Source organism: Streptomyces malaysiensis subsp. samsunensis (genome assembly GCF_024519315.1).
GTDB lineage: Bacteria > Actinomycetota > Actinomycetes > Streptomycetales > Streptomycetaceae > Streptomyces > Streptomyces malaysiensis.
Window position 1 is genome coordinate 1 of the sequence record NZ_JANIIC010000047.1, and the last position, 18,129, is coordinate 18,129.

Below are 18,129 nucleotides of genomic sequence, written 5' to 3' on the forward strand. Positions count from 1 at the left end.
GATGAGTACGCGAAGCACTACAACCAACACCGGCCGCGCCGATCCCTCGGACAACGGGCGCCGAACCGACTCACCGAACCCGGACCACCCACCGCCACCGACAACACTCGCATCCATCGACGCGATCGACTCGGCGGCATCATCCTCGAATACACGCAGGTCGCATAGGGTGACACCGTTTTCGACACCCACACCCTTCACGACGCCCGCCATCCCACCTGTTGCTCCCGCTCACTGCCAATAGCCGCTTGGCACACTATTTACATGGCCACCCTTGCGGACTGTCCCTTTACAGCGCCGCAGATCCCGCTACGGCGCTCACGCCCTGGGAGTGCCCTATCTACCGGCGGACACCAAGGGGCTTTGCCGCGTCTTGACACAAGCCCTCCACTGCGGCCAGGACACCCGCGCGCGAGCCGTCTGCGAAAACTGGCCGGAGAGATCCTCGCCGGTCCGCCCGCCCCCTGTCGCATGGGGAGCACGACACCGTGCTCCCACCGCGAAAGGCGCTCAAGAGCCGACAAGGGCCCTTTATGCCTCTCGATGTAGAGAGCATCCGAATCGATGGGGTGGCCCCAGGGGCCTACGGTTGACGACGACACACAGGGGCGCGGTACGGCGCCGCAGGTCTACCGGATCGGGTGACGGACGAATCGGGCACCGTTGACACGTCTGCGAGTTGGGAGCACGAGGGCTCCCAGAGGGCTCCCACTTGCTCCCACTCGGGAAATGGTTAAGGCCGCCTCCGCTACCCGCGGAAACGGCCTTCGACCTGCGAAAAAGCTGGTCGGGACGACAGGATTTGAACCTGCGACCCCTTGACCCCCAGTCAAGTGCGCTACCAAGCTGCGCCACGTCCCGGTGCTCGTTCGGTTTAGGCTTTCCCTCGCCGACCGCGCATGAAGAACAATACCGCACTTCAGGGGGTGGTCGCTGCCACCCGGGGTGGAGATCGGGAGCCCGGCGGGACCAGCTGGGGTGTTTACTCTGCGGGAGTGCGTGGTCGCCCTTCGTCACTCAGGGGGTAGTGGAGGGCGGCGGCGTGGGGTTGACTTGAAGCTGGGTTTAAGTTGCACGCTCGGTCTATGACCTTCATCGACGTTCACACCGCATATGGATACGACGATCTTCCGCGGCTGATGAGCCTCATGACCGGGGACGAGAAGCATGGGCCGGCCGCTACCTCGACGCTTGATGTGCTCTGGGTGCTCTACGACCGGGTGCTGCGGGTCTCGCCGGGGGCCGTGGATGATGTGGATCGGGATCGGTTTCTGCTGTCCAAGGGGCACGGGCCGATGGCGTACTACGCCGTGCTCGCCGCCAAGGGGTTCTTCCCCGAATCGCTGCTGGCGGGGTTCGGGGCGTATGACTCGCCGTTGGGGCACCATCCGGATCGGGTGCTCGTGCCGGGCGTGGAGATCAGCAGTGGTTCGCTGGGGCACGGGCTGCCGCTGGGCGTGGGGAGTGCGCTCGGGTTGCGGGCGCGGGGGCTCTCCGGGGCGGCGGTGTGGGTGCTGATCGGCGACGCCGAGCTGGACGAGGGCAGCAATCACGAGGCGATCGCTTACGCGGGGGCCGTCGGGCTGGAGCGGCTGCATACGGTCGTGGTCGACAACGCCTCCGCCAGCCATGTCCGGCCCGGGGGCATCGCCGCGCGCTTCGAGGCCGCGGGCTGGTCCACGGTGACCGTGGACGGGCGTGATCATCAGGCGTTGTACGAGGCGTACACCGCGCCGCACGCGGGGCGGCCGCGTGCCGTTGTGGCCCAGGTCGAGGCCAAGGTCTGATTCGTTTCCAGGGTGAGAGGAACTGTTCTCATGGACACTATGCGTGAGCGTTTCGCCTCTGTCGTTTCCCGGCTTCTGGACGACGACCCCCGGCTGGCCGTCGTGCTGGCGGAGATCGGCAAGGACGGGTTCACGGACGCGGCCCGGGCGCATCCCGACCGGGTGATCAATGTCGGCATCCGCGAGCAGTTGCTGGTCGGCGTCGGCGGTGGACTGGCCCTGACCGGGATGCGGCCGATTCTGCACACCTTTGCCAGCTTTCTGGTCGAGCGGCCGTTTGAGCAGGTCAAGCTCGACTTCGGGCATCAGGGCGTGGGCGGGGTGCTGGTGAGCGCGGCCGGTTCGTACGACTGGCCGGCGGGCGGCTACACCCATATGGCCCCCGGCGATGTGGCCCTGCTGGACACGCTCGACGGTTGGACCATCCATGTGCCCGGCCATCCGGACGAGGCCGAGACCCTGCTGCGGGACGCGGTCGCGGCCGGTGACGACTCGGTGTACGTACGGCTGTCGGCGCACGCCAACTCCGCCCTGCGGGACATCGCCCCCGGCCGCTTCCTGACCGTACGGGAGGGGCGCGGCGGTGTGGTGATCGCGGTCGGGCCGATGCTCGACGGCGTGCTCACGGCCGTCGAGGGGCTGGATGTGACCGTGCTGTACGCCACCACGGTGCGGCCCTTCGACGGGCGGACGCTACGTGCGGCGGCCGGGGCGGGGGCGGCGGGCGCCGTCGACGTCGTGCTGGTCGAGCCGTATCTCGCGGGCACCTCGACCGCCGCCGCCAATGACGCGCTCGCCGATCGCCCGCATCGGGTGCTCGGCCTGGGCATCCCCCGGCGCGAGCTGCGCCGCTACGGCACGATCGACGAGCATCTGGCGGGGCGGGGGCTGGACCCGGCGTCGTTGCGGGAGCGCATCTCCGGCTTTCTGCGCTGAGGGGGTGGCTCCCACCGGGCCCTCGGTTCGCCTGCCGGGCCTCCGGTTCGCCCCCGCTTCGACTCCAGGGCCCTCGGTTCGTCCACCGGTGCCCCCGGTTCGCCCGCCAGGGCCCTCGGTTCATCCGCCGGGCCTCCGGTTCGCCCGCCGGGGCCCGCTTCGCCCGCCGGGGCTCTCTGGTTCAGAGGTGTTTTTCCAGCCAGGTCAGCAGGTCCTGCTGGACCTCGTCCCGGTTGGTCTCGTTGAGGATCTCGTGCCGAGCCCCCTGGTATCCCTTCCAGCTCAACTCGCGCGTACCGCCGTAGCGGAAGTCCTCCAGGAGTTCGTGGACGAGCGTCATCCCCTGGTTGCACGGGTCCTCGGTGCCCACCGCCAGATGCACGGGCAGCGTGGCCGGGATACGGGCCTGGTGGCGCGGGTCGTTGATCTTGCGGACGCCGCGGACCCAGTCCAGGGACAGTCCGGCGCTGAACGCGAAGCCGCACCGTTCGTCCGCCGCGTACGCGGCCACCTCCGCCGCGTCGCGCGACAGCCACTCGAAACCCGTCCTGTCCGGAACGGACTCGTACGGGTCGTTGAACGAGGCGAAGAGGGTCGGGGTGAAGGTGGAGGGGCCGGTCCGGCCGCCTTCCGCGATCTCCCGCGCGATGCCCTCCAGCGCCTCCTCGGTCTCGGTCCCAGGCAGTGAGCGGAAGGTTCCGGAGAGGATCAGCCCGGCCAGTTCCTCGCCGTACTCCTGGGCGCAGTCGCGGGCCAGCATCGAGCCCATGCTGTGGCCGAGCAGGACCAGCGGCACGCCGGGGTGCGCGGCTCGCGTTCGGTCACCGATGGTGCGCAGGTCCGAGACGATCGCCCGCCAGCCGTCGCCCTCCTCGCCCACGACGCCGAAGCCGCCCGTCGACTCGGCGGTGGCTCCGTGGCCGCGGTGGTCCGAGGCGACCACCGCGTAGCCGTGTGCGGCGAGGAAGCGGGCGAACCGGTCGTAGCGCCGCGCGTGTTCGGCCGCGCCGTGCGCGATCTGGACGATCGCACGTACGGTGTCGCCGTTCTCCGGCAGCCAGCTGTAGGTCGCGACCCGCACTCCGTCGGGCATGGGCAGATGGTCGGTGCGGTGGGTGATACCGCCGTCGGGCATGCCGTCTCATCTCCTGTCTCCTGGTGCGAATCGGTCGGGTGGGAATCAGTCGCGTGTGAATCGGTCACCGTATTGGTCGGGTGCCTTCGGTCTTCGATGTGTATCGGTCGAGTACTGATCGGTCGGGTGCGAATTGACGCGGCGCGAAGGGATGTAGACGCCCACTCTCCCTTTGCCCGGCCCGCAAGCCAAGGGCATCGACGCGGTCCTGTCCTCCGGGGGCGTGGGTGTGTAACGATCAAGCACTCAGCACCGCGTACCAACTCCTGCTCCATGCAACTCCCTTGCTCCAGGAGGACCGTTGGATTCGCACGACGCTTCGCTTGCCGCCCTCTCAGCAGACGCCTCCGCCCTCTCGCGGCGGCGTTTTCTCCAGGCCGCCGCCGTGGGCACCGCCGCCGCCACCGCGGCCACACTGCCGTTCGAAACGACCGCCGCAGCGGCTGCCCGGCCGGGTTCGCTCTCCTTCACGGCCGCCACCAACGGCGCCGCGACCCTCTCCCCGTCCGGTGACCGCCTTATAGCCGAGGTCCAGAACGTCCTGTGGTCGGTCGCCCGTAAGGGCGGCGAGGCCGTGGCACTCACGCCGGCCGATCTGGAGCCCACTCGGCCGGTCTACTCGCCCGATGGAAAGCAGCTGGCCATCTGCGCCTACCGGGGCGGCGGATTCCATATCTGGACGCTGCGTCCCAACGGCTCCGGTTTGCGACAGCGAACGGACGGACCGTGGGACGACCGCGGTCCGGCCTGGTCACCCGACGGCACCCGGATCGCCTTCGCCTCCGAGCGCGGCGGCGACCCCGTGGCGGGCAGCCCGTACCGGATCTGGGTGCTGGCGGTGGCCACCGGTGAGCTCACCCGGCTCTCGGGGGTGGACGGCCAGGACGGGCCGCTCCAGGACGGCGCCTGGGAGGACTTCGACCCCGTCTGGTCCCCGGACGGCGAACGGGTGCTGTTCGTGCGCGGCGCGCTCTCCGGGACGACGCTGAACGCCCGTACGGTCGCCTCCGTACGGGCCGACGGCAGCGGTCCGGTCACGGCCGAGCACACCGATCCCACCGCCGACGCCCAGGTGATGACGCCATCCGTGTCGGCGGACGGCCGGCTCGCGTATCTGCGCACCACGGCCGCCCCCGCCGCCTCCTGCACGCTGGTCGTGGCCGGGGAGCCGGTGGCCATAACGGGCGATGTGCAGCCCGTGCCGCCCCGCTGGGTTTCGCGGGAGGAGTTGCTGCTCACCGTCGACGGGCGGTTCCGGGTGTTCCAAGTGCCCGAGGCGGTACGCTCCGGCTCGGCCGTCGGCGACGGTAAGGACGCCGATGACAAGGACGCTGCCCATAAGGACACTGCCGGTGAGGACACTGCCGGTGAGGACGTTTCCTCCGAGGGTGCCGCCCGTAAGGGCCTCGCGTACGAGGAGATCCCCTTCTCCGCCACCCTCCCCGTCGACCGGCCCCGGTATCGCGTCAAGCGGTACGACTTCGACGGCGGCGGGGCGCGCCCGGTGCGCGGGCTGCATATGCCCGCGCTCTCTCCTGACGGCCGTAAGGTCGCCTTCGCCGCCCTCAACTCCCTCTGGGTCGCCGATGCTTCCGGCGGGCGCGCTCCGCGCCGGGTCGTACGGGCGGCCCCCACGCGGTATCTGCTGGCTCCCACGTGGACGCCCGACGGGCGCGCCCTGGTGTACGCCGACGACCGCGACGGGCTGCTGGCCGTGCGCCGCCGGGACCTCGCCTCGGGCGAGGAGACCGTGCTGGCCTCCGGCGGCAGGGTGCATCCGGCGCTCTCCTCGGACGGCAAGCGGCTCGTCAGTGTCGACATGTCGGGAAACCTGGTCCTGCGCGATCTCGACGCCGGTACGGAACGGGTGCTCGCCGCCCCGATGGGCGCCGGAGGGCTGCCCGGCCGACCGAGCTGGTCGCCCGACGGCCGCTATGTCGCCCTGTGCGATCGCAACCGGCTGAACCAGCGGTTCCGCGAGGGCTACAACCTGATCCGGGTGATCGACACCGACAGTGGTAAGGCCAGACAGCACGCCGTCGCACCGCACACCTCCCTCTCCGACCGCTATGACTCCGGGCCGGTCTGGTCCCCCGATGGCCGCCATATGGCGCTCATCGTCGAGTCCGCCCTATGGCTGCTGCCCGTAAGGGCGGACGGCACCCCCGACGGCGCGCCGCGCCGGCTGACCGACGAGGCCGCCGACCACCCCTCCTGGTCCGGGGACTCGCGCCACGTCCTGTATCTCTCGGCGGGCCGGCTGCGGCTGCTGGACGTCGAGAGCGGCACCGCCCGCACGGTCCGCGTCCCGCTGGACCACCGGCGGCCGCGTCCCGCGGACACCGTCGTCCACGCCGGGCGGTTCTGGGACGGCACCGGGGGCGAGGGCGACTCCGGCCGTAACAGCCGTAAGGGCGGCACGGTCCGCGAGGACGTGGACATCGTGGTGCGCGGCGGACGCATCGCCGCCGTGGAGGCGCACCGGGCCGGGCGGCCCGCGAAGCGGCGCGTGGACGCCTCCGGCCACACCGTCGTGCCGGGGCTCTGGGACGCCCATACGCACCCGTGGCAGTACACCTATGGCGGCCGTCAGACCGCCTTGCAGCTCGCCTACGGCATCACCACCGCGGTCTCCCTCGGCGGCTTCGCCTATGAGCAGGCGCGCCTCAGGGAGGCCGTCGCGGCGGGCGCCCTGGCCGGGCCGCGACTGCTGGCCACCGGCGAGCTGCTGGACGGACCGCGCGTCGCGTACAGCATGGGCCGCGCACACCGCACCCGGGACGGTCTGCGGCGCTCTCTGGAGCGCGGCGCCGCGCTCGACTGGGACTTCGTCAAGACGTATGTGCGGGCGCCGGGATGGATCATGGAGGAGGCGGCCCGGTTCGCGCATGAGCGGCTCGGCGTGCGCACCGGCAGCCATCTGTGCTCCCCGGGCATACAGCTCGGACAGGACCTGACGACGCATCTACAGGCCACCCAGCGGCTGGAGTACGGCCACGCCACGACGGCGACCGGGCACTCCTACCAGGACCTGACGGAGATCTACACCGCGACCTCCGACTTCCGGCTCATCGCCACGCCGTTCACGGCCTCCCCCCTGGTGGGGGCGGACCCCTCGCTCGCGGAGGACGAGCGGGTCACCCGGCTGATGCCGCCGTGGGACACCGCGCTCGTACAGCAACTCGCCGGGACGCCCCCGACGCCCGGCCAACTGACCACGCTGCGCACCGAGGTCGGGGTGTATCAACGGATTCTCGCCGGGGGTGGGGTGGTGGCCCTGGGGACGGACCAGCCGTTGGTGCCGGTGGGCCTCCATCTGCATCTGGCGCTGCGCGCCCTGCACCGGTTCGGGCTGTCGCCGGAGGAGGCGCTGCGCACCGCGACCGTCCTGCCCGCGCGGGCCTTCGGCGCCGACCGCGACCTCGGGACCCTGGAGGTCGGCAAGCTGGCGGATCTGACGGTTGTGGACGGCGATCCCTTCACGGACTTCGACACGCTGATACGGACGGTGTCGGTGCTGCGGGGCGGGTTGCCGTACGAGCAGCGCGAGCTGGTCGAGTCCTTCCCGGGGACCGCTGCCGCGACGGCACCGCACGGGGAGAACTGGGCGCACGGGCGGTCGGCGGAGGAGTGGCTGGAGGTGGGGCGACAGCTGCGGCGGGACTCGTGCTGCGCGGTGGACGGCTGAGGGCGCTGGGGGACGGCCAAGGGCGCTGAGGGTGGCTGAGGGCGCTGGGGGCGGCTGAGGGGTGGGCGGGGCTCCGGTCCCCGGTCCACCCGGTCCCTGGCTTCCTGGAGTCCCGGCTCACTGGGGTCCCGCACCGGGTCCCCGCCACGCGCCGGTCCCGGCCTGGCTCCGGTCCTTGGCTGGCTCCGGTCCGCGCCCGGCCCGCCCCGGCCAGGGAGCCCTGGCCCGGTCCCTGAGCCCTGGCCCGGCTCCTGAGCCCTGGCTCAAGGGCGCGCCCGCGCACGGCCAAGGCGCCCTCGGCCCTCGCCCCAGCCCAAGGGCGCCCTTACGCCACTCCCCCGGTCCGCGTCCCCGCGGAGGCCATGCCGAGCCAGGTGTGCGGGTTGCCCTCCCAGCACCAGCCCAGCTTCGGTGCCTTCTGGCTGATCCAGATCGCCGGGACCCGGCGGTCACCGCACCGTGAACCGCCCAACGAGAAGCACTTGTTCTTGACCAGCGCCTGTGGGAAGTGGGTGATGAGCGCGATTCCCTCCTCGATGGTGAGCAGGGAGCGGTCCCGTCCGGCGATGGCCTTCATGGCGTCGTGGGGCACCGCGCCGCAGAACTCCTCTCCGCGTTCGATGTCGAACAGCAGATAGGCGTCCGGGGCGGGAAGCGGTGTCTCCTGGGTGGCGACGAACCGTTCGAGGGAGCCGGGTTCAAAGGTCCGGTCCACGAAACCGGGCAGACGCCCGCCGCGCAGGGTGGTACGCGGCATCGTCTCCTCAATGGGCGCCACGTTCCGGGTGACGACCAGTAGGAACGGCACACGGCCCTCGTCCCCCGCCCCGGTCCCGGGCTCGTATCGGCTCTCCTGGGCCGCCACCGCGCGGCCCCGCAGCGGGGCGACCAGCGCGCCGAACCGCTCCGGGCCGAGGCCGGACAGCTCCGGGTAGCCCAGGTCGGTCAGGACGCACACCTGGCGGTCGAATTCGGCTCCCGCGTCGAAGGGGGTCCGGGCCAAGGGGATTCCTCTCGTCGGGGTTTCAGATGGGGTATCTTAGGTGGCGGGTTCGGGGAACGGAGTCGCGGCAAGCGGGATCGTGACGGTCATCGGGGCACCTCGATCCTGGCCAGGGAGCCCGTTTCCAGGGCGCACCACAGCGCGCCGTCGTACGCGGCGATGCCGTGCGGTTCGCAGTCGGCGCGGGGCAGGTCGTACGCCGTGATCCGGCCGTCCGTGGTGATGCGTCCGACCCCGCCGCGCCCCCATTCGGTGAACCACAGCGCCCCGTCGGGGCCGCCGGTGACGGCGTGCGGGCGGGCCTGGCGGTCGGGCAGCGGGTACTCGGTGACGGTGCCGTCCACCGTGATGCGGCCGATCTGCCCCGCGCCGATCTCGGTGAACCACAGGGCGCCGTCCGGCCCTTGGGCGATGCCCACCGGCGCGGCGGCCTCGGTCGGCAGGGGGTGGGCGGTCGTCAGGCCGTCCATGGTGATCCGGCCGATGGCGTTGCCCTGGTTGAGGGTGAACCACATCGCGCCGTCCGGCCCCGCCGCCATGGCGGACGGGAAGGTCCCGCACGGGGAGTGCTGGGTGGCGCCTGGCGCGGGGGGCTCGGTGATCCCGGACGCCGGGTACTCGGTGATGTCGCCGTCCATGGTGATCCGCCCGATGCGGTCGGCGGCCGACAGCGTGAACCACATGGCGCCGTCCGGGCCCGCCGCGATCCCGTACGGACCGCCCCCGGCGGTCGGCGGTACGAAGGAGGAGACCGCGCCGTCGACGGTGATCCGGCCGATGCGGTGTGTGTCGTACTCGGTGAACCACAGGGCGCCATCGGGCCCTTGGGCGATCATCATCGGCTTGGCTCCGACGGAATGGACGGTGATCCGGCCGTCCGCGCCCCTGCGGCCGATCGCGCCCTGGTGGACCAGGGTGAACCACAGGGCGCCGTCAGGGCCTTCGGTGAGCGCGTAGGGTCCCGCGTCCGGGGCGCTGACGGTGAAATCACTGACGCTGACATCGCGGCCCCTGACGTCACGGCCCCTGACATCGCGGCCCGTGACGTCACGGCCCCTGACATCGCGGCCCGTGACGTCACGGCCCCTGGCATCACTGACGCTGACATCGCCGACCCCGACCTCGCGGACCGGGTCGGCGAGCCACCGGCCGATCCGGTCCAGCAGCACCTCGCCCCGCTCGGACAGGTGGAAGGCGTGCGGCATATCCGCGTACTCCTCCAGGCGCACGCTCACCCCGGCGGCGTCGGCCGCCTCTGCGAAGCGGCGGGCGTCGTCCAGGAGGACCTCGTGCGCACCGACGGCGATCAGCAGCGGCGGCAGCCCGCGAAGGTCCCCGTACAGCGGCGACTGCGGGGCCCGGTCGGCGGGCGCGCCGGCAAGGTACCGGGCGCGCAGGGAGTCGAGGGCGGCCCGGTTCATCACGTCCTTACCGTCGTTGGCGGAGAGCGACGCGCCGGTAAGGGCGAAGTCGGTGACGGGTGAGACCGCGACCGCGGCACCCGGCTGGGGGCCGCCGGTCCGCCGGATCTCCAGCAGCGCGGAGAGCACCAGCGTGGCGCCGGCCGACTCGCCGGCGAGCACGACCTCGGCGGCGGGGACGCCCGCGTCCAGCACGCTCCGCCAGGCGGCCAGGACGTCCTCGAGCGCCGCGGGATACGGGTGTCGGGGCGCCAGCCGGTAGTCCACCCGCAGGGCGGGGCGGCCGGTCGCCTTCGACAGCCGATAGGCCATCACCCGCTCGGCCTCGGGCATGGTGTGGACGAACCCGCCGCCGTGCACATAGATCAGCGCGCCGCCCCGGGCGCCCGGCGCGCGGACCCAGTCGCCGCGCACCTCGGCGTCGTCCGGAAGCGGGGCGGCGATCAGCGCGTCGGGGCAGTCGCGGACCGCTCGGGCCGCCTCGGGCGCCATGGGAACGGCGATGACATGCAGCAAACGGTCCTCCGTCGTGGGTGGTCGGGACTCGCGGGGGGCAATGGGCTCATCGCGGAGGCGGGCCCATCTTCCTCGCGAAGCAAAAGTTATGACGGAGGTAAAGTTAGAACCGTCCTCTATTGCTCGTCAATGTAAATATGCTACGAGGGTAAGATTCGTCCTCATGGACATCGAGTCGAGCACCACGACCGACTCCGCGGCCACCGGCCTGCGCGAGGCCAAGAAGCGTGAGACGCGGCAGCTGATCTCCGACCGGGCCACCGAGCTCTTCATGGCGCAGGGGTTCGAACGCACCACCATTGCCGAGATCGCCGACGCCGCGCGCGTGGCGAAGAAGACGGTGACCAACTACTTCCCGCGCAAAGAGGATCTGGCCCTCGACCACCAGGATGAGTTCGTCACCGGCCTGGCCCGCGCCGTCGCCGCCCGGGAGCCCGGCGAATCCGCCTTCGTCGCGCTGCGGCGCGCCCTGCTCTCCGCCGTCGCCGCACAGGATCCGGTCGCCGGTTTCGCCGGACCGGAGTTCACCCGCATGATCGTGGAGAGTCCCACCCTCTCGGCCTGTCTGCGCGGACTGCACGACCAGCGCGAGGAGGCCCTTGCCATCGCTCTGGCCGCGGCGACCGGTACCTCCGCGGCCGACATCACCCCGCGCACGGCCGCGTCCCTGCTCGCCGGGGTGCATCGCGTGCTGTTCCACAGGATTCTGGACCTCACGCTCGCGGGGCACGGCGGCAAGGAGATCGCCGCCATCCTCGAAGCCGAGGCCACCCGGGCGTTCGCCCTGCTGGAACCGGCCCTCGCCGACTACGCGCGGGCCTGAGGCCGCCCTCGAACGTCACCCAGGGACCGTCACCCCCGGCCGTCAGCGCGCCGCCGACAGCGCATCCGTGAGGACGGCGGGCGCCTCGGCCAGCGAGGGGCCGTACCAGGTGAGGTGACGGCCGCTGACCAGGGCCGCCGGAAGGCCGGGGAACGCCTCGGGGCCGTCGTCGGCCGTGAAGCGGTACGGCTCGTCGGGCAGCACCACCAGATCCGCGCCCCGCGCCGTCAACTCCTGGATCGGGACGCGGGGATAGCGCTCGGGATGCGCGCTGTAGAGGTGCTTCACGCCGAGCCGGGCCAGGACGTCACCGGCGAAGGTGTCCCGGCCCAGCACCATCCACGGACGCCGCCACACCGGTACGACGGCGTGCCGCGCCGGGCCGGTGGCCCGTACGTCCGCCCAGGCGGCCTCGGCCGCGTCCAGCCAGCCGGGCCTGGCCAGTCCGCAGCCGCGCACCAGGACCCGCTCCAGTTCGCTGAACGCCTGCTCCAGGGTGCGCACTTCGGTCACCAGGACCTCCAGACCGGCGGCGCGCAGCGCGGCGAGGTCGGAGGGGCGGTTCTCCTCCTCGTTGGCGATCACGAGATCCGGTGCGAGGGCGGCGATCCGGGCGGTGTCGGGGTTCTTGGTGCCGCCGCACCGCTCCACGGCGAGGCCGGGCGGATGCGTGCACCAGTCGGTCGCACCGGCCAGCAACTCGGGCTCGGTGGCGGCGACGGCCTCGGTGAGCGAGGGCACGAGGGACACCACGCGCCGTACGGGGGTGCGAGGGCTCATCGCTCCACCGTACGGCGCGACCGGCCCCGCGGTGCCGGATACGAGCCGTGCGGTACGAGCCGTGCGAACCGTAAGGCGCCCATCGCAGCCTTACGGCCCGCGCGCCCGTACGAGCCTCACACCCGTACGAGCCCCACGACCGTACGAGCCCTACGGCCCTACGAACCGTAAGAACGGCACGGCCCACGCCGCTACGCCGCCTCGGCCGGCGCCTCCCATGGCCAGACGGCCCGCCCGCCGCGGTCGCCCTGCGACAGCAGCCCGACCATCGTGAACAGCTTGTCGCTGAAGCCGCCGATCTCGTACCGGTTCGGGCGGCCGGTGTCGATGGACGTGGGCGCGTAGCCGGTGGTGTTGACGCCGAACACCGGCACCCGCGCCGGGACGGCCTCCGAGGCCGGAACGGACCGGCGGCCGCGCGTATGCGGAAACGCCTGCATATCCGAGACGATCACCACCCGGTCGTGGCCGCCATAGGCGGCCCGCAGCGCCGCGCCCGTCTCCGTGCCGTGCCCGACCTCGCCGATCCGCGCGCAGAACCCCTCGATGTCGCGGAGCACCGAACCGCCCGGGGTCAGCCGGTGGCCGAAGTGCCCGGAGGCGAAGCCGACCAGGTCCACCCGGCAGCCGCGGTGCGCGAGCGCGACCCCGAAGAGCGCGCCGATGTCCACATGGCGCACCTGGGAGCGGCCCGAGACCGGCGCCTGCATCGAGCCGGAGGTGTCGACGAGCACCAGAGTGCGGCCCGGCAGCGCCGGGACGGCCGCTGTGGAGGCGGTCAGCGCCCGGTCCAGGGCGTGGCCCCAGCGCAGCGACGGCGCGGCCCGGTACGCGGACAGGAAACGGTACGGGAACTGACGGGAGCGGGCCACCTCGGCCGGATCGGCCAGCCGCGCCGCGACCCGCTCGGCGGCCTCGTCCGGCAGCCCGGCCTCGTCGAGGTTGCGCAGATTGCGGAGCAGCGCCATATAGCCCATCGAGGGCAGTACGGCCTGCCAGGCCGTCGCGTCCATCGGCCCCTGGAGCCAGCCCGCGAGCGCCTCCCAGGTCATCCCGGCGGTACGGAGCGCGTCGGCGGCGTCCGGCCGCTCCAGCACGGCACGGCGCTCCCACTGCGGCAGGGCCGTGAGCCGGGCGCGGGCGCGCAGGGTGCGCAGCGAGACCGGGGGCGCGGCCTCCCGGCGGTGGCGGCGGTCGATGGCGTGCCGGAACAGCTCGCCCTGCCACGGCTTGTCGGGGTCCGGGGCGGCGTGCACCAGCTCCAGGACGTCGGCGAAGCGGAAGCCGTGGCTCTCGGTGTCGTGCTTGAGCAGCGAGCGCTCGGTGTAGAGGCGGCGGGCGGCGTCGGCGAGGCCGCGCTTGACCGGCTTGGGCAGGGCGCGGCCGTGGTGGGCGGTCCAGTGGGCGAGGAACTCGCCGGGCTCGTCGGCGCGCAGACACGCGGCGTCGACGATACGGCGGTTGTCGCCGTGCAGCCCGGCCGCGAGACGTGCCGCGACGGCCTCGGCGGCGGCGACCAGCGACGCGGTGCGCATCTGGGCCTCGGCGCGCAGCCAGGTGATGAAGCACGCGGTCCAGTCGCCGTCCTCGACGGCGACCGTACGGACGAGGGCGCGGAAGCGGTCGTCGCGGTCGCCGGAGGGCTCGTAGAAGGTCTGCTCGCCGACCATGTTCACCACGGCCAGCAGCACCAGGTCGGACTTGCTGTCGCGGGTGACGGCGGCGCCGCCCTCATGGGTGGTCGCGGTGGCCATGGCGCGCCGGAGGGCGCGGTTGAACTTCGTCATGCGGTCATGCCTCTCCCCCGAGTGGGCACAGGAGGAGGCGTGCGCGCCGGTGCGTCGGCAGCGCCTGAGGTCAGGAGTGGGCGGCGGACTGTTCTGGAAAGGAAGTAACCGCGACCCGCGCACCAGGCGCTCCGATGCCGTGCGCGCGCCTCCCGAGATCAAAGTCGACGACGGTACGTTTCCCACCCCGCGTCGGCGGGGTGTTTCAGGAATCGAACCCAAATCGACCGAAGTAACCGTCGTCTTCGCACCGGGAGGTGCGTTCACGGATACGACAGTAGGGGGCCGTCTCCTCGGCCGTCATCCGGTTTTCTCCGCACCCGGCGGCACGGCACGGCGCTGCGCCCAGAGGCACGGCGCAGCACATGGCCACAGCACAGCACCGCGGCCCGGAGCGGGTGCTCCGGGCCGCGGTGTGCGTGGTGCCTACAGGGTGTCAGGGAGCCACCGGCGCCATCTTGTCGACGATGCCGGGGTTGGCGTCCATCCACTTCTGGACGCCCTTCTCCTCGTTGCCCTTACCGGCGTCCTGGATGGCCTGCTCCAGGCTCGCCAGCTCCTTCTCCGTCATGTGCCACTTCTTCAGCCACCCGTTGAACTCGGGGAACTTCTTCGGGAAGGACTTGTTGGCGAGGGTGTGGAGCTGGTTGCTGGCCCCGAACGCCTGCTTCGGGTCGGCGAGCTTGGTCAGCTTGTACTTGCTGTAGGCCCAGTGCGGGGTCCACAGGACCACGGCCACCGGCTCCTTCTTGGCGTACGACCGCTCCAGCTGGGCCAGCATCGCCGGCGAGGAGCCGTCGCTGACCTTGTACTCCTTGTCCAGGCCGTACTCCTTGAGCACCTTGCCCTTCAGGAGCTTCATCTCGCCGGTCCCGGGCTCGATACCGACGATCTTGCCGCCGAAGGTGCCGGCCTTGCCCTTGAGATCGGCGAGCGACTTCACGTCCTTGACGTAGGACGGCACCGCGATCTCCAGGGAGGTCTTGTCGTACCACGACCCGACATCGACCAGGTTCTTCTTGTATTTGTCCCAGTACTGTTTCTGGGCGACCGGTAGCCAGCCGTCGAACTCGACGTCGACCTGTCCGGTGCTCATCCCGGTGAACATCGAGCCGACGTCGTACTGCTTGATCTCCGGCTTGTAGCCACGCCGCTCGAGGACGTTCTTCCACAGGTAGGTGGTGGCGATGTCCTCGTCCCACGGGAAGTACCCGATCATCGGCGCGGCGCCCGCGTCCTTGCCCTTCTGGTCGCCGCCGCCGGGCACCGGGGCCAGCTTGTTGGCCATGCCCGGGTTCTGCTTCAGCCAGGCGCGCACGCCCTGCTGCTCCTTGCCCTTACCGGCGTCCTGGATCGCCGACTCCAGGCTGGTGAGCTGCTTCTCGGTCAGCTTGAAGTTCTTGATCCACTTGGCGACCTGGGGGTTGTCCTTGGAGAAGCCCTTGCGCGCGAGGGAGTCGATGCGGTCGCCCTTGCCGAAGGCGCCCTTGGGGTCCTTCAGCTTGGTGAGCTCGTACTTGTCATACGCCCAGTGCGGGGACCACAACGTGACGGCGATCGGCTCCTTCTTGGCGTAGGAGCGGTCCAGTTGGGAGAGCATGGCCGCGGTGGAGCCCTTGACCAGGGTGAAGTTCTTGTTCAGGCCATAGCCGGGCATGACCTTGTCCTGCATCAACTTCATCTCACCGGCGCCGGGCTCGATGCCGACGATCTTCTTCTTGAAGGTGCCGGCCTTCTTCTCGAGGTCGTCCAGGGTCTTGACGCCCTTGACGTACGACGGCACCGCGACCTCCAGCGAGGTGGGGCCGTACCAGGAGCCGAGGTTCTCCAGCTTGCTCTTGTACTTCGACCAGTACGAGGCGTGGGTGGTGGGCAGCCAGGAGTCGGTCTCGAAGTCGATGTTGCCCGCGGCCATACCGGTGTACAGCGCGCCGACGTCGTACGACTGCACCTTCGGCTTGAAACCGCGCTGCTCCAGGAGCTCCTTCCACAGGAAGGTGGAGGCGACGCCCTCGTCCCAGTTGATGTAGCCGATGTTGACCGACTGGCCCTTGCCGACGTTGGCGGAGACCGTGGGTCCCTCGTCGTCGTCGCCGAAGATGCTCATACCGCCGGCGACCAGCGCCAGGACGACGACGCCGACCATGGCGACGGAGGTGGCGGGGCGCCAGTGCAGCACCTTGAGGCCGCTGAGCGCCTTGGCGTTCTGCTTGGCCAGCGCGCGGCGGGCCAGCGGGGAGACGCGCTGATTGAGCGCGCTGGTCATCCGGTCCAGGTACATGGCCAGGATGACGACCGCGATACCGCCCTCGAAGCCCATGGCGACGTCGACGGAGCTGATCGCCTGGAAGACGGTGGAGCCCAGGCCCTCGGCGCCGACCATACCGGCGATGACGACCATGGACAGCGCCAGCATGATCACCTGGTTGACGCCCGCCATGATGGTGGGCAGGGCCAGCGGGAACTGGACGCCCAGCAGGGTGCGGCGCGGATGGGTACCGAAGGCGTCGGCCGCCTCGACCAGCTCCGCATCCACCTGCCGGATGCCCAGTTCCGTCATGCGGACGCCCGGGGGCATCGAGAAGATGACGGTGGCGACGACGCCGGGGACCACCCCGAGGCCGAAGAAGAAGATGCCGGGGATCAGGTAGACGAAGGCGGGCATCGTCTGCATGAAGTCCAGCACCGGGCGGATCGTGGCGCTCACCGCGCGGTTGCGCGAGGCCCAGATGCCCAGCGGCACCGCGAACACAACGGTGATCACACCGGCGACCAGCACCAGTGCGAGGGTGTTCATCGCCTCGCCCCATAGCTCGATCGAGTCGATGAGGGCGAATCCCAGGAAGGCGAGCACGGCGGGCAGCAGCCCGCGCAGCCACCAGGCGAGCAGCGCCAGGATGCCCGCGAGCAGCAGCGGCTCGGGGCCGCTGAGCACGGTGTTCACCCCGTCGTACATGCCCTGCACGACGCTGGAGATGAAGTCGAAGAGCCAGCTCAGATTGTCTCGGAGCCAGTTGACGCCGGAGTTGATCCAGTCGCCGAGCTGAAGCCTAGGCACCGGTGATCACCTTCTTGGCGGCCTCGGGCGCGTCCGGCGCGCCACCGGCCGGTGGTTCGGCCCCGTCGGGTCCGGTGTCCGGCTCGCCGAGGACGGCGAGCAGCCGGGCGCGGCTGACGACACCGGTGAGCGCACCGTCGTCGTCGGTGACGGCGACCGCGACCCCGCTGCGCGAACAGGGCCGGAACAGCTCGATGATCGGAGTGCTCTCGGTGACGGTGGCGGGGGCTGCCGCGAGCACGTCCTGCGCGGTACGGAGTGTGGTGCCGTCGTCGGTCGTGGTGCCCAGCACCTCGCTCGGCTCGGCCATGATCGCGCCGGCGGTGAGCACCCGGCTGCGGTCGACGTCCTGGGTGAAGGAGGCGACGTAGTCGTTGGCCGGGGTGACCAGGATGTCCTCGGCGGTGCCGATCTGGACAATGCGGCCGTCGCGCATCACGGCGATGCGATCGCCGAGCCGCATGGCCTCGTTCAGGTCGTGGGTGATGAAGACGATGGTCTTCTTGAGCCGCTTCTGGAGCTGGAGCAGCTGGTCCTGCATATCGCGGCGGATCAGCGGGTCGAGGGCGCTGAAGGACTCGTCCATCAGCAGCATGTCGGCGTCGGTGGCCAGGGCGCGGGCGAGGCCGACGCGCTGCTGCATACCACCGGAGAGCTCATCGGGCCAGGACTTCTCCCAACCGGCCAGGCCCACCAGCTCCAGCGCCTCGGTGGCACGGCGGATGCGCTCCTCGCGCGGCACGCCCTGCACCTCGAGGCCGTACGCGGCGTTCTCCAGGACGCTGCGGTGCGGAAAGAGGGCGAAGTGCTGGAAGACCATGCTGATCTTGCGGGACCGGACCTCGCGCAGACCCTTGGGGCTGAGCGCGGTCAGATCGTCGTCGTCGAAGAGCACACGCCCCGCGGTCGGCTCCAGCAGTCCGTTCAGCATGCGCAGCAGGGTGGACTTACCGGATCCGGACAGACCCATGACGACGAAGATCTGGCCCGCCTCGACGGCGAAGGAGGCATCGATGACCGCTGCTGTCGTACCGTTCGCACGGAGCTCCTCGCGGTCCGCGCCGCCCTCGAGCTGCGCCACCGCCTCATCGGGTCGTCTGCCGAACACCTTGTACAGGTGTTCGGCTCGCAAATTGGCCACATGTACCTCTCAGATCGCACCAAAAAACGACCCGCCACCCCCGCCGGCGGGTCG

11 protein-coding genes, 1 tRNA gene and 2 pseudogenes are annotated in these 18,129 nt (G+C 71.0%); 4 read left to right on the top strand and 10 right to left on the bottom strand.

The genetic code is table 11. The features are described from left to right. Positions 1-213 (bottom strand): hypothetical protein (locus NQU54_RS32560; protein WP_257634158.1); only part of this gene is annotated, 213 nt, incomplete at its 3' end. Positions 214-784: 571 nt separating this feature from the next. Beyond that, positions 785-861 (bottom strand) — tRNA-Pro (locus NQU54_RS32565). 224 nt (positions 862-1,085) lie between these two features. On the opposite strand from NQU54_RS32565, the gene NQU54_RS32570 reads away from it, so the two are divergent. Both NQU54_RS32570 and NQU54_RS32575 read left to right on the top strand, forming a co-directional pair. Further along, positions 1,086-1,787 carry a thiamine pyrophosphate-binding protein gene (locus tag NQU54_RS32570; protein WP_257634159.1) on the top strand — a complete coding sequence of 234 codons (702 nt, stop codon included), beginning with the start codon at positions 1,086-1,088 and terminating at the stop codon, positions 1,785-1,787. Between the two features lie 30 nt (positions 1,788-1,817). Continuing rightward, the gene (locus NQU54_RS32575; RefSeq protein WP_257634160.1) at positions 1,818-2,723 is read left to right on the top strand and encodes a transketolase family protein; all 906 of its coding nucleotides are present in this window, start codon (positions 1,818-1,820) and stop codon (positions 2,721-2,723) included. A gap of 181 nt (positions 2,724-2,904) precedes the next feature. Here the strand turns inward: NQU54_RS32575 and NQU54_RS32580 are convergent, their stop codons facing one another. After that, positions 2,905-3,858: an alpha/beta hydrolase gene (locus tag NQU54_RS32580; RefSeq protein WP_257634161.1), complete on the bottom strand. Its 954-nt coding sequence runs from the start codon at positions 3,856-3,858 to the stop codon at positions 2,905-2,907. A 301-nt stretch (positions 3,859-4,159) separates the two neighbouring features. On the opposite strand from NQU54_RS32580, the gene NQU54_RS32585 reads away from it, so the two are divergent. Continuing rightward, on the top strand, positions 4,160-7,546 hold the full coding sequence (locus tag NQU54_RS32585; RefSeq protein WP_257634162.1) for an amidohydrolase family protein: 3,387 nt from the start codon (positions 4,160-4,162) through the stop codon (positions 7,544-7,546). Positions 7,547-7,871: 325 nt separating this feature from the next. On the opposite strand, the gene NQU54_RS32590 is transcribed toward NQU54_RS32585, so the two are convergent. From NQU54_RS32590 to NQU54_RS32600, 3 genes and pseudogenes are all read right to left on the bottom strand, one after another. Then, a complete protein-coding gene (locus tag NQU54_RS32590; RefSeq protein ID WP_257634163.1) occupies positions 7,872-8,549 on the bottom strand; it encodes a DUF5701 family protein in 678 nt (225 codons plus the stop codon). 86 nt (positions 8,550-8,635) lie between these two features. After that, positions 8,636-9,547: pseudogene (locus tag NQU54_RS32595) on the bottom strand (Vgb family protein); the annotation flags it as partial. Between the two features lie 201 nt (positions 9,548-9,748). Further along, positions 9,749-10,462, bottom strand: a pseudogene (locus NQU54_RS32600) (alpha/beta hydrolase); the annotation flags it as partial. Positions 10,463-10,649: 187 nt separating this feature from the next. Between NQU54_RS32600 and NQU54_RS32605 the strand changes: the two are divergent. Next, entirely contained in the window at positions 10,650-11,309 is a 660-nt protein-coding gene (locus NQU54_RS32605; RefSeq protein WP_257634164.1) for a TetR/AcrR family transcriptional regulator, read from the top strand. Positions 11,310-11,351: 42 nt separating this feature from the next. Here the strand turns inward: NQU54_RS32605 and NQU54_RS32610 are convergent, their stop codons facing one another. The 4 genes from NQU54_RS32610 to NQU54_RS32625 form a co-directional block, all read right to left on the bottom strand. Then, positions 11,352-12,089 carry a helical backbone metal receptor gene (locus tag NQU54_RS32610; RefSeq protein ID WP_257634165.1) on the bottom strand — a complete coding sequence of 246 codons (738 nt, stop codon included), beginning with the start codon at positions 12,087-12,089 and terminating at the stop codon, positions 11,352-11,354. A gap of 191 nt (positions 12,090-12,280) precedes the next feature. Further along, on the bottom strand, positions 12,281-13,876 hold the full coding sequence (locus NQU54_RS32615) for a TROVE domain-containing protein (RefSeq protein ID WP_257634166.1): 1,596 nt from the start codon (positions 13,874-13,876) through the stop codon (positions 12,281-12,283). A 436-nt stretch (positions 13,877-14,312) separates the two neighbouring features. Then, entirely contained in the window at positions 14,313-16,934 is a 2,622-nt protein-coding gene (locus NQU54_RS32620; RefSeq protein WP_257634167.1) for an ABC transporter permease/substrate binding protein, read from the bottom strand. Then, positions 16,927-18,075 (bottom strand): quaternary amine ABC transporter ATP-binding protein, encoded by a 1,149-nt coding sequence (locus NQU54_RS32625; RefSeq protein ID WP_257634168.1) that lies wholly within the window; start codon positions 18,073-18,075, stop codon positions 16,927-16,929. The genes NQU54_RS32620 and NQU54_RS32625 overlap by 8 nt, the downstream gene beginning before the upstream one ends. Positions 18,076-18,129: the final 54 nt, after the last annotated feature.